The sequence below is a fragment of the Weissella minor genome (assembly GCF_001437425.1).
In the GTDB taxonomy this organism is placed as follows: Bacteria; Bacillota; Bacilli; order Lactobacillales; family Lactobacillaceae; genus Weissella; species Weissella minor.
Window position 1 is genome coordinate 547,921 of the sequence record NZ_JQCD01000024.1, and the last position, 13,554, is coordinate 561,474.

Here is a 13,554-nt window from a genome sequence, read left to right on the forward strand (position 1 = left end):
TATAGAAGCGACATATATCCGTTTTACCATTCTAAAATTGTTAAACCAATCACTTGATTTAACCTTACTATGTATCAATTGCGGCGAAATGATGCCCCGCATGTTACATCTAGTCAGATAACGTTGACGAATCCGTCATTACTTTATAGTCTTGCTACTCAGTAATGCCAATCACGAACCATGTTCAATTTAATTAATTCGCATATCTCGCAGCAAATGATATGTCTCTGTTACCCTCAATTAAATTTACTTTTTCGATCACTTTGTTTTATATTATGAGTTTAATTTTAATTAAATCCCCATAAAAAGTCAACAAAAAAAGAACAGAAAGTAAATTCTGTCCTTTCATGATAAAACTATTCGAACCAAGCATCAACCTTCTTAGGGTTGTCCTTAATCCACTTCTTAGCAGCATCTTCAGGTGATTGACCATCTTGGATGTAAAGCATTACTTGTTCCATGTCATCAGAAGACCAGTTAAAGTTCTTCAAAACCTTATATGCATCAGGCTTATCATCCTTAAGTCCCTTACGAGCCATGGTTGTAATGTTTTCTGATTCACCCATTGTTCCCTTAGGATCCTTCAAGTACTTCAAATCGTACTTTTGGAACATCCAATGTGGTGACCATCCAGTAATAATGATGTCTTTCTTAGCCTTGTAAGCTTGCTCCAAAGTTGTTGTCATCGCACCAGTTGAAGAAGTTTGCACCTTCCAACCGTTCAAATTACCGTAATCCTTAACCGTCTTTTCAGCGGCAGAAGTTACACCAGCACCTGGCTCAATTCCAGTAATTGTCTTATCAGCTTGACCATTCAAATCTTCAATACTGTTTACATCATCCATGTACTTAGGAACAACAAGACCAAGATGTGCACCCTTCAAGTTAGGTCCTAAGAAATCGATTTGCTTACGGTACTTATCGTATTGTGCCTTATGTGTGTTTGGTAACCACGCAGAAACTGACGCATCAGCTTGTCCTTGCGCGATTGATTGCCACATAACCGCATTGTCCAATGGTGTCAATTTAACGTTGTATCCGTGTTCACGCATTGATTCAGCCAACACGTTACTTGATGCAACTTCTGAGTCCCATTCAACATAAACTAAGTTAATGCTTGCTTGTTCCTTTTCATGTGCTTGAACAGCCGCATAACCCGTTCCACCGATCAAAGCAAGCGTTGCTAGCCAACCAACCCACTTCTTCCAGTTCTTGTACTTACCAGTTGTTTGGTTGTTAACCTTTTCAATTGGGTCAACGTTAAGGTATTCAGTAAAGCGATCAATGATGATGGCCAAAATAACCAAACCAAGACCGTTAACGAATCCATTACCAACATCGGCGTGTTGCAAAGCAGATAGCACACCTTGTCCAAGACCAGGTGCCCCAACCATTGATGCAATAACAACCATTGACAATGCCAACATGATTGTTTGGTTCACACCAGCCAAAATACTTGGCTTAGCGACGGGCAATTCAACCTTAATTAACTTTTGCCAAGGTGTTGATCCGTATGAATCAGCAGCTTCTTCAAGTTCAGTTGGTACTTGTCGAATTCCCAAGTTAGTAAAACGAACTGTTGGTGGCAATGAGAAAATCAATGAGGCGAATACACCAGGAACAACCCCAATTCCAAAGAATGCAACGGCCGGAATCAAGTAAACGAATCCTGGCATCGTTTGCATAAAGTCAAGAATTGGTTGCACGATCTTAGATACACGGTCAGACTTTGACATCCAAATTCCAAGTGGAATTCCAATAATAATTGAAACAATACTTGAAACTAAGACCAATGTCGTCGTTTGCATTAAGTCATTCCACAAACCTTGGTTCCACAATAGGAGTAATCCAAGGAAAGTAATCACTGGGAAGCCCCACTTCTTACCGCTAACCAAAATTGCATAGATAGTTAATACAACGATTAGCAATACTGGTGGTACAGATGTTAACAAATGTGTTAGTGCATCCATCCCTTTTTGTCCAGATGATTGAATGGCACTAAACATGCTAGCCCAGTTTGAAGTCATCCAATCAACAATTGATTGGACCCATTCAGCCAAAGGCATCTTTTCAAATGTAATCATTATTCTTCACCCTCCATGTCAGTATTATCAGCTAAAGCTTCTAGCACACGACCACGGATTAGCACCCCAACCAAACGGTTGTCATCATCGACAACAGCTAATGGTGCTGGTGAATCATAAATCATTGTCACAATATCAGAAAGCAATGTATCCTTATGAACCGTTGACATTTCTGTCAAGACACTGCTCAATGGTACATTTTCTTGACGTGACTTCAGAGCATTTTCACCACTCAAGAAGCCTTTAAAGTGGCGTTCACGGTCAACCGCAACTAAACCACTAACTTCTTCGGTACGCATCTTCTTCAAAGCAACATTTGGTCCATCATTATCAACATTTGTTGTTAGTGGTGGCACCATGATGTTTTCAGCTGTCAAGACCTTCGAACGGTCAATATCTTCAGTAAAGGCACGTACATAATCGTCAGCAGGATTCGTCAAAATATCCTCACCTGTTCCAATTTGTACAATCGCCCCATCCTTCATAATGGCAATACGATCACCAATACGAAGTGCTTCATTCAAGTCGTGGGAAATAAAGATGATTGTTTGACCTTGCTTAGCTTGCAATTCAATCAATTCATCTTGCATATCACGACGAATCAATGGGTCAAGCGCTGAGAACGCTTCGTCCATCAATAGAATTTCAGGATTATTGGCCAACGCACGAGCAAGCCCCACACGTTGTTGCATTCCACCTGATAATTGGCTTGGGTATTGATCTCTAAATGACCAAAGGTTTGCATTCTTCAAAGCAATTTCAGCTTTTTCACGACGCTCAGCCTTAGGCATTCCTTGAACTTCCAAACCATACTCAGTATTTTCCATAACTGTTCGTTGTGGGAAAAGACCAAAGTTTTGGAATACCATGCTCATCTTCTTACGACGAACATCACGCAATTGCTTTTTATCCATTTTAGAAATATCTTCACCGTCTAAATAAATTGAACCTGAAGTTGGTTCGATCAAACGGTTAAGCAAACGGATCAAGGTTGATTTTCCAGAACCTGATAGTCCCATAATAACGAAAATTTCACCTTCATTAACTTCCAAATTGGCATCATAAACACCAACTGTGGCACCTGTCTTATCCAAAATATCAGTTTTTGGTGCACGATCATCAATCATTTCTAATGCTTGCTTGACGTGCTTACCGAAAATTTTGGTAAGGTGCTCTAACTTTACCTTAGCCATATTTTCCTCCTCCTAGTTCACTTTAAAGTGATACAGGCTTAGTGACAACCTATATTTAAACATAAAGTTGGCACCAAGTCAAATAGCTGGCATATCAGCATTTTCAACGTTTACATTTATTTTTATTAACCTTATAATCAATTTATTGGTATCGATTTATTTGATTTATTTAATGGAGAAAGAAACATGAGCACATCAAGGCAACCCCGTTATCGCCAAATCGCACTCGATTTAGCAGATAAAATTGCACATAATCAAATTCAAGTAGGTGAGAAAATCCACGCGCGATCAAAAATTGCAACGACTTATGGCGTCTCAGCTGAAACAGCACGTCGCGCAATTAACGTCCTTGCAGATATGGACATTGCCCAAGCACAGCATGGTACCGGGGCCATCATCATTTCCAAACAAAAAGCAATGGATTTCATCGCAACTGAACAAGCTGGTTTTGATTTAGTCAGTTTAGAAAACGACTTGCTCAATAATATTGAGGACCAAAAAAAAGAACTCGATACAATGGCCGATTCTTTAAAAACTTTCTTACAAACATCACAGCGTTTCCAACAATTAAACCCGCTCAAACCATTTGAGCTTGTATTGGATGCACCTTCTGATAAATACGGTTTAAGCTTGAGTGACTTAAACTTTTGGCATCAAACCGGTACAACATTAGTGGGTATTGAACATGATGGTAAATTAGTCATCTCGCCTGGTCCATACGTTAGCCTAGAACAAGGTGATGTCATCTATTTTGTTGGTCCCGATGATTCAGTCGCTAAAGTGAGTGTCTTCTTATTCAATCAATAAATTAAAAAAGGCTGTGGAATTTAGATTCCACAGCCTTTTTCTTGTTTAATGTTTAAAATGCTTCAGTTAATGGTGGTACCACTTGTTTCTTACGTGAAACCACACCTGGTAATGAACCACGACCATCAGTCAATTCAATATTAAAGGCTTTTTCAACCTTATCTTGGTTTTGACCTAAGACCAAAATATCTGAATCTGAGTCCAAAATATTTGTCACAACAAGAATAAATGTATCATAACCATCAGCAGCAATTTCTTCATTGATTGCTGCTTCAATTTCATCACGACGTGCAAACACATCATCAACATCAACCGTATTTACTTGACCGATACGAACAGTGTTGCCACCCATTTCAAATGACTTTGCATCACCATCAATCAAATCCTTGGCTGAACGTGATGATAAATCAGTTCCAGCCTTCAACAATTCCAAACCATACGCATTTACATCGTCAATGCCCGCAATTTTAGCCAAAGCTTCTAGTGCTGGTTGGTCTTGTGGTGTTGTGGTTGGGCTCTTTAGCAACAATGTGTCTGAAATAATAGCTGAAGCCATCATACCAGCTAATGCAGCAGGAATTTCAACATCAGCTTGTTGGAATTCATAGTACAAAATTGTCGCAACTGATCCCAAAGGCTTGTTAATAAACCATAGTGGTGCATTTGACTTAAAATCAATCTTGTGGTGATCGTATACCCCAGTAACCGTCACATCAGCCAAGTTATCAATTGATTGTGCGGCTTCGTTATGGTCAACCAAGTACACTTCATCAGTATCAGCAGCAGTTGCCACTGGCAATGCTTCTAAACCAAAATGTGCCAATGCAAACTTTGTTTCAGCATTAGGTTCACCTTGTGCCATTGCTTGTGAGTCTTCCCCGTAAGCATGGTTAACCAAGTATGAGGCTGCCATTGCTGAAGCAACTGTGTCGGTGTCCGGATTCTTGTGTCCAAAAACTAATTTCTTTGCCATGTGTATTTCTCCAGTTCAACTAAAATCTTTTTTCATTAAATAGTATACCCCATTATTCGCAATTTCGCACGAGACGCGCTTACAAATAATGGGGTATTTTTATTTTACTTTACAAGTGTCTTGGCTAAGTAGAAGCAACCAAGGATTCCAGCATTATCACCGTTCTTAACAGGTTGGATGTAAGTATCCAAATCTGGTACATCCAAATAGTTATTCATTTGTTCCGCAAATGATTCACGGATTAATGGGAATAAGATTTCACGGTGTGGAATACCACCACCAAAGATAATCATGTCTGGGCGCAAAATTGCTGTATACGTCACAGCAGCTTGCGCAAGATAGAATGCTTCCATCTTCCAAGCTTCGTGATCATCGGGCAAGTCCTTACCTGAAACACCCCAACGACCTTCAACAGCAGGTCCCGCAGTCAATCCTTCAAGACAGTTATTGCCGTGGAATGGGCAAAGTCCTTCATAATGATCATCTGGGTGGCGTTGCATCATAATGTGACCAGCTTCAGGGTGTGAACGTCCAGCTAATAGTTCACCATTTTGAATGATTCCGGCCCCAACACCAGTTCCAACGGTCAAATAAACAACATTTTCAACATCTTTAGCAGCACCTGAAACATATTCAGCCCAACCCGCACCATTAACATCAGTCGTCCAGAAGTATGGAATATCACGCCATGCTTTCATTGTTCCTAAGAAATCAAATCCTGACCAACCACGCTTTGGTGTATCCAATACGTAGCCATATGTTGCACTATCAGGCTTCACATCAATTGGTCCGAAAGCAGCAATTCCAATGGCATCAATATCTTCAAATTGGTCGAAGAAGGCGATAACATTCTTTAATGTCTTTTCACCATCTTCAGTTGGAAAACTTTCACGTTGGATAACTTCTTCTGGATTTTCTGTATCTGCTACCGCAACAACAAACTTAGTTCCACCTGCTTCAATTGCACCTAGTAATGACATAACTTTCTTTCCTCGTACTTTCTTGAATTCTTTTTAATTGCATTTTTTGGAAACGCTTTCTTTAACAACTCTTATTGTATATGAAACCGATTTCATAATCAAGTAAAATCATAAAAAAAAAGTGAAATGTTCCCATTTCACTCATTACTTTGATTTAAGTTGTCACTAGATTTTGTTGCAAAACATGCATCATAACAGGTGTTCCACTCGTTTCGGTATCAATCACAAAACTACCATTACTATAACGCTGACTCTTTGGATAATCCATTGGATTAATATCAAAAAGTTTATCCGTATCAGTCAAAATCGTTAATGGCTCTGGTTGATGCTGATGAATACCAACCATTGATACAATGCGATGTGGTTCTCGCTTCAATTCTCGCATAATTGCAACACCTTTACGGGCCCGACTCGTTTTAGGGATTTCATCAACAGGCATCCACTTGAAAGCACCACGATTTGAGACAAATGCCAAAGCTTGGTCATTTGCATTATCACTTAGTGCCATTCCTGTAATTGCGTCATCATCACCTAATGCCATGGCTTTAACACCAGCAGTCCGAGCTCCAGATGTTGGGACTTCATCCAAAGCATAACGTAAACCATTTGCTTGATATGACGCCAGAATCACATCATAGTTTGCTTGCTGCTTGTCGTCAAACCAAACAGTGTTTACAACATACGCATCCGAACGCTTCAGTTTGATAAACGGTGTTGGTTTCTTACGATAAGTCGTTCGTGGTGCCAAGTCACTAAATTTCGTGCGCTTAATCAAACCATCAGAAGTCACACTGACCCACTCCCCGGCTAAGGCATCAACTGAGTCAACAACCTTTACTGCAATAATTAATTCCTCAGAAGCTAACCCTGTAATCGTCTGTGATAGATGTTCTCCCGCTTCTTTCCATCGCACATCTGCAATTTCATGAATTGGTCGATAAACGACATTCCCACGATCAGTCAGCATAAAGAGATGTTGTAAAGTATTCACACGGTTCACAAAGATAACTTCATCGTCATCACGCAAACCATTATCATCTCCTGATGCATTGTATGAACGAATTGATGAACGCTTAACATAGCCACTCTTTGAAACAAGCATCATCACATCTTCATCAGCAACGGTGACATTTTGATCAATCTTCAATTCTTGAACCTGATCTTCAATTGAGCTGAGACGATCAGTCGCATATTCCTTACGTAAGCTCTTCAATTCATTTCGAAGCACTTTTCGTAATTCTTTCGGTTCAGCCAAAATTAAATTAAAGGCTTCAATTTTAGCATTCAATTCTGCAAACTCATGCTCCAATTGCGTTACATCGGTATTCGTTAAACGATATAGTTGCATCGTCACAATTGCTTCGGCTTGTGGTTCAGAGAAATCGTATTCAGCCATCAAATTTTCTTTGGCACCCTTACGATTTTCTGAAGCACGAATGGTTGCAATCACTTGATCCAAAATTGACATCGCTTTAATTAAGCCCGAAACAATATGTTGACGACTTTGCGCTTTTGCTAAGTCGTACTCTGTTCGTTTCGTAATAATTTCAACTTGATGTTCCAAAAATGCTGATAGCGCCTGCTTCAACCCAACGCGTTCAGGTCGTTGATTGTGAATCGCCACCATATTGAAATTATACGTAATCTGCAAATCAGTTTTCTTAAAGAGATAATCCAAAATTCCTTGTGCATTGGCATCCTTACCCAACTCAATGACAATTGAAAGGCCATCTCGGTCAGATTCATCACGCACTTCAGTAATTCCAGCAACATCCTTATTCAAACGAATTTCGTCAATTTTCTTAACTAATGCAGCTTTGTTGACTTCATAAGGGATTTCGGAAATGTCAATCTGTGACTTTCCAGCTTTCAATGCTTTAATTGTTGTCCGTGAGCGCACAATAATGCGGCCACGACCACTTTCATAAGCAGAGCGAATGCCATCAATACCTTGAATAATCCCACCTGTTGGAAAATCAGGACCTTGCACAAATTGCATCAATTCATCTAATTTTGCCTTTGGATGCGCTAAAAGATACACCAAAGCATCAATCACTTCACCCAAATTATGTGGTGGAATTTCCGTCGCATATCCCGCTGAAATTCCAGTTGAGCCATTTACCAGTAAATTAGGGAAATGAGCTGGTAAAACTGTCGGCTCATATTCAGTATCATCAAAGTTCAAGACCATTTCCACGGTCTCTTTATCCAAATCGCGTAGCATTTCACCGGCTAATTTAGACAAACGTGCTTCGGTATAACGCATGGCAGCCGGCGGATCATTATCAATTGATCCATTGTTACCGTGCATTTCAATCAAAGGTGCGCGTAACTTCCAGTCCTGTGACATACGTACCAACGCTTCATAAATTGAAGAGTCACCGTGGGGATGGAAATTACCCATGACGTTACCAACAGACTTAGCTGACTTACGAAACGCCTTATCATAAGTATTACCATCTTTAAACATCGCAAATAAAATACGACGTTGCACCGGCTTTAACCCATCGCGAATGTCAGGTAACGCACGTTCTTGAATAATTGACTTGGAATAGCGACCAAAACGATCGCCCATAACTGTTTCAAGACTAATTTCTTGAATATTTCCGTCTTCAGGCATCGTCTTCTACCTCCTGATCTTGCCATGTTTCAATCACGGGTGGCACAAAATCTGACCCCATTTGGTCAACGTTTTGGCTCTGTTCTTCGTTGGCTTCATCCAGTAATGTCTCACTATCATCACTCAATGTGAAGGCAACATTTGACTCAATCCACTTACGACGCGGCTCAACTTTATCGCCCATTAATGTGGTGACACGTTTTTCAGCCACCATTGCATCATCAATTTTGACCCGGATAAGCGTACGTGTTGCTGGATCCATTGTAGTTGCCCACAATTGTTCTGCATTCATTTCACCAAGCCCCTTAAAGCGTTGTAGGGTATACCCACGCCCCATTTGTGCTTGTAATGTCTCTAATTCAGAATCAGTCCACGCATATTCGATTTCGCTCGCTTTTTTACCATTGCTTTTACGCAACATGTAAAGCGGTGGCAAAGCAATATAGACTTTACCGGCTTCAATCAAAGGTCGCATGTACTTATAAAAGAATGTTAGCAACAAAATTTGAATGTGCGCGCCATCATCGTCCGCATCGGTCATAATAATAATTTTATCGTAGTTAATATCATCAATATTAAAATCAGCACCTACACCGGCACCAATCGTATAAATAATTGTTGAAATTTCTTCATTCTTCATGATGTCAGCTAATTTAGCCTTTTCCGTATTCAAGACCTTACCACGTAATGGCAAAATTGCTTGGAACTTACGGTCACGACCTTGTTTAGCTGAGCCACCGGCTGAATCACCCTCAACTAAGAACAATTCGTTCTTTTGGGCATTCTTTGATTGGGCTGGTGTTAACTTTCCAGAAAGTAATTGTTCTTTCTTGCCACGCTTCTTACCATTTCGTGATTCTTCACGGGCTTTACGTGCAGCCTCACGTGCCTCACGCGCGCGCAATGACTTACGAATTAAGCTTTGTGAAAATTCACCATTTTCCATCAAATAAAAACCAAGTTGTTCAGCAACGACATTATCAACAATTGAGCGTGCTTCTGGTGTCCCTAGCTTATCCTTAGTTTGCCCTTCAAATTGGAGCAGTTCTTCAGGAATCCGCAATGATACAACTGCTGATAACCCTTCACGTACATCTGAACCTTCAAGATTTTTATCTTTTTCCTTTAATAAATTCACCTTACGCGCATATTCATTAAAAGCCTTGGTCCAAGCTGAACGTAATCCAGCCTCATGTGTTCCACCACCTGGTGTGCGCACATTATTAACAAAAGACATCATTGTTTCAGAATAACCGTCATTATATTGGGCTGCGACTTCAACTTCAATCCCTTGTTCAGTCCCATCAAAATACATGACATCCCCTAAGACGTCTTTATCTTCATTCAAATACTTAACAAAAGCCTGAATTCCTTCAGGATAATGATACACTTCTGCCCGTTCTTGACCAGGACGTTCATCCGTTAAGGTTACCTTCACATCTGGTAACAAAAATGCAGATTCACGTAAACGTTCAGCTAAAGTATCAAAATTATAGATAGTCGTTGAAAAAATTGATGGGTCTGGTTTAAAGGTTACTGTGGTACCACTTTTTTCTTTGGTCTTACCCAAATCATTTAAAGTCCCTTTGGGATGACCACCATCAACGAAAGTTTCCTGATATTTACGGCCATCTCGCACAATTGTCACAACTAATTGTGAAGATAAGGCGTTCACAACTGATGACCCAACCCCGTGTAAGCCACCAGATGTCTTATAACCACCCTGACCAAATTTCCCACCAGCGTGTAACACTGTCAATATTACTTCAGGCGTTGGTTTTCCTGATGCGTGCATCCCAACGGGCATACCACGACCATGGTCAACCACTGTAATGGCATTATCAGCATGAATCGTGACATTAATTTCATCACCAAATCCAGCCAACGCTTCATCGACCGCATTGTCAAAAATTTCATAAACAAGATGATGTAAACCTTTACCATCTGTTGATCCAATATACATTCCTGGACGCTTACGAACTGCTTCGAGCCCTTCTAGAACTGTGATGGAATCATCCGAATATGTGTTTTTATTTGCCATGGATGTCCCTGCTTTCTTCGATTTATTTCATCGTATCTTTTACTACATTTAACGTGCCTCTTGACACATTCGCTTTTCATATTAGCCTAAATTATTGAGTCATGGCAAGTAAATTAATAAATTCTAAAACTAAATTTGTTATTCGTTTTTGCTCAAGCATGCTAAAATAAACTTTATGCGCAATTATTTTATTCTTATTATTAAAGAGGTTTAGCATGACAATAATGCATTTTTTAATTAGCTTTGCCCTAGCCTATCTCATTGGATCAGTTCCATTTGGGTATGTGGTTGGGAAAGTTTTCTTCCATAAAGATCTACTACAGTTAGGATCTGGAAGTATTGGAACGACCAACACCTTACGTAACTTAGGGTGGACAGCTGGAATTTCTGTCCTTTGTTTGGATGTTCTAAAGGGCGTATTTGGCGCTAGTATGGCCATGCTTTGGGGGCCCATACCAACCAATATGCCTTGGTTGTATTTTGCCGTCGGAATTGGTGCCATCCTAGGCCATACCTATTCCGTCTGGATTGGGTTTAAGGGTGGTAAAGCGGTCGCGACATCAGTTGGCGTTTTACTTGTGTATAATCTTCAAATGGCTGGTCTCGCATTCAGCGCCTTTGGTATCGCCCTTTTCCTAACCAGTATGGTTTCAGTCGGTTCTATGGTTGGTTTTATTACCGTTACCATTGCATCATTCGTAACCCACGATTGGTATTTGTTTGTCGTGGCGCTTGCGTTAACAATTTTCGTCATTTATCGTCACCGAACAAACATCAAACGTATTATCAATCGCAATGAAAATTTGATTCCTTTTGGCCTTGTTTACTGGTTGAAAGGTAAAGACAAAACAAAATAAAATTACGCATGCTAGTGGCTCAGGTCACTAGCTTTTTTATTTGCCAATTTATCACGGCCAATTAAAAAATTCATTGCCCGTATCATAACGAACAATGAATTTATTTTTTACTATTTTAGAAGAAAGTTAATGTATATGAACCGGTGTAAGTTTGTGCTGGCGCAACATGGTTAATCGCATACTTATGCTTGATATTCCCATCAGCATCAACCGTATCAGCAATTCCCCACCATGGTTCGATACAAACAAATGGTGCATCCTTAGCATATGGTGTCCAAATTCCGACAAACTTTGCATCTTGTACATGCATGGTTACCCCATGTGATTGGGCTTTCTTAGAAAGAACAAATGTAATTGGATTACCCTCAGTCCGTAAAATCTTAGCGTCCTCACGATAATCATCACGATCTAAACGTAAAGGTTGATTAGCATCAAAAACACCTTCTAGGTTATTGTCTAGATAAGGGCCAACCAACTTTGCCGTTGGGTACTTACGACGCGGATCAACATTAATATAATAATCACCAAATGATTCCAATGGTACATTAAAAGCAGGATGTCCACCAAATGAACAGAAAATATCATGCGTATCTGTGTTAGTCACTGCGTAAACAACACCCAAAGTATCTTGTTCTGTTAAACGAAAGACAACATCAAATTGAAAATGGAATGGGTAGATTGATCGTGTTTCTTCTGTATCTACCAAACGCAAACGAACAGTTGTATCCGTCTTTTCAACAATTTTAAAATCATCATCACGGGCAAAACCATGTTGTGTCATGAAATAGGTTTTATCCCGATACTTGTATCGATCACCCTTTAAACGACCAACAATTGGAAATAGATTTGGTGCATGACGCCCCCAAATTGTGGGATCACCTTCCCAAATGTATTCAAAACCCGTTTCTTTATTTTGTACACTTGTTAATTCGGCACCGTGCTCTGAAATCGTTACCACTAACCGACCATTATCTAATGTGACTGTCATCAGCATCCTCCAATAAGACTTGTTTTCATCTCTCCAACTCAATTTTATCAGTAATTACCAAATTGTCTAGTCCAATTATTGAAACCGGTCTCGAATTTATTATTCATTCGCCCTTGGGAAAAATTTACGATAATTTTGTTGTAAGCTCTGCGTTGTGACATGCGTATAAATTTGGGTCGTACTTAAGCTACTATGCCCTAACAACTGCTGCACAGATCGTAAATCAGCACCATTATTAAGCATATCAGTCGCAAAAGTATGCCTAAACATATGGGCCGTCACCTTTTGAGTCAATCCAGCGGCCTTTCCTAGCTGCTTTAACGCATATTCAATGCCACCAGCTGCCAGCGGTTTCCCTTGATGATTAAATAATAGATGGTTTGGTAAACTATCTGCTTTCATTAATTGTCGTCGCCCATCTTGCAAATATTGTTCGAGTGCTTTTTGCGCATATTGTCCATATGGGACAATCCGTGTCTTATTTCCTTTACCGGTCACTGTAATCACTTTGGCGCGTTGATCAATCATGCCTAATTCAAGTGACGCCAATTCTGACACACGCATCCCCGTCCCATAAAGTAACTCCAAAATTAATTGATTTCGTTGCCCCAAAGCAGAATGATCCTGCTGGGCCGTTTCAAATAATTGCGCGATTTCTTTTTCATAAAAGTAGCGTGGTAAATGTTGGCCTGCCTTCTTTAACTGGACACCGGCAAATGGATTTTGTTCGATAGCTTCATTACGTTCTAAAAACTCATAGAATGAACGTAACGAACTCACTTTTCGTGCAATGGTACGCGAACTATCACCGCGTTCATACAAATAAGACAAAAAGACGCGAACGTCCAGACTAGTGACCTCGGTTAAATCAACCGTTTTCGCGTCTGGATTCGTTGCGCCTAAAAATTTAATAAATTCATGTAAGTCTGATTTGTAAGCCTTTTGTGTATCCTCAGAATATTGTCGTTCCACTCTTAGGTAATCTAAAAAACGCTCGACATAATCAATCAT

The 13,554-nt window shown here is 40.0% G+C and carries 10 protein-coding genes; 2 read left to right on the plus strand and 8 right to left on the minus strand.

Annotation, left to right across the window (positions count from 1 at the left end):
• Positions 1–356 precede the first annotated feature (356 nt).
• The gene (locus IV67_RS06125) at positions 357–2,084 is read right to left on the minus strand and encodes an ABC transporter permease/substrate binding protein (RefSeq protein ID WP_057788140.1); all 1,728 of its coding nucleotides are present in this window, start codon (positions 2,082–2,084) and stop codon (positions 357–359) included.
• Positions 2,084–3,277 carry a quaternary amine ABC transporter ATP-binding protein gene (locus IV67_RS06130; protein ID WP_057788142.1) on the minus strand — a complete coding sequence of 398 codons (1,194 nt, stop codon included), beginning with the start codon at positions 3,275–3,277 and terminating at the stop codon, positions 2,084–2,086. Before IV67_RS06130 ends, IV67_RS06125 begins: the two co-directional genes overlap by 1 nt.
• Positions 3,278–3,463: 186 nt before the next feature.
• On the opposite strand from IV67_RS06130, the gene IV67_RS06135 reads away from it, so the two are divergent.
• Positions 3,464–4,084, plus strand: coding sequence for a GntR family transcriptional regulator (locus IV67_RS06135; protein WP_057788144.1), 621 nt, complete (start codon positions 3,464–3,466; stop codon positions 4,082–4,084).
• A 52-nt stretch (positions 4,085–4,136) separates the two neighbouring features.
• Here IV67_RS06135 and IV67_RS06140 read toward each other — a convergent pair whose 3' ends face one another.
• From IV67_RS06140 to parE, 4 genes are all read right to left on the minus strand, one after another.
• Complete coding sequence (locus IV67_RS06140) at positions 4,137–5,057, minus strand: manganese-dependent inorganic pyrophosphatase (RefSeq protein ID WP_057788146.1); 921 nt, start codon at positions 5,055–5,057, stop codon at positions 4,137–4,139.
• Positions 5,058–5,161: 104 nt separating this feature from the next.
• Complete coding sequence (locus tag IV67_RS06145; protein WP_057788148.1) at positions 5,162–6,037, minus strand: ROK family protein; 876 nt, start codon at positions 6,035–6,037, stop codon at positions 5,162–5,164.
• 154 nt (positions 6,038–6,191) lie between these two features.
• Positions 6,192–8,657, minus strand: coding sequence for a DNA topoisomerase IV subunit A (gene parC / locus IV67_RS06150; protein WP_057788150.1), 2,466 nt, complete (start codon positions 8,655–8,657; stop codon positions 6,192–6,194).
• Entirely contained in the window at positions 8,650–10,698 is a 2,049-nt protein-coding gene (parE, locus tag IV67_RS06155; protein ID WP_057788152.1) for a DNA topoisomerase IV subunit B, read from the minus strand. The genes parC and parE overlap by 8 nt, the downstream gene beginning before the upstream one ends.
• A gap of 215 nt (positions 10,699–10,913) precedes the next feature.
• On the opposite strand from parE, the gene plsY reads away from it, so the two are divergent.
• Positions 10,914–11,555, plus strand: a complete 642-nt coding sequence (gene plsY, locus IV67_RS06160) for a glycerol-3-phosphate 1-O-acyltransferase PlsY (protein ID WP_057788154.1) — start codon at positions 10,914–10,916, stop codon at positions 11,553–11,555.
• Between the two features lie 115 nt (positions 11,556–11,670).
• On the opposite strand, the gene IV67_RS06165 is transcribed toward plsY, so the two are convergent.
• Both IV67_RS06165 and xerC read right to left on the minus strand, forming a co-directional pair.
• Positions 11,671–12,543 (minus strand): aldose 1-epimerase family protein, encoded by an 873-nt coding sequence (locus tag IV67_RS06165; RefSeq protein WP_057788156.1) that lies wholly within the window; start codon positions 12,541–12,543, stop codon positions 11,671–11,673.
• Positions 12,544–12,642: 99 nt separating this feature from the next.
• Positions 12,643–13,554 carry a tyrosine recombinase XerC gene (xerC, locus tag IV67_RS06170; RefSeq protein WP_057788158.1) on the minus strand — a complete coding sequence of 304 codons (912 nt, stop codon included), beginning with the start codon at positions 13,552–13,554 and terminating at the stop codon, positions 12,643–12,645.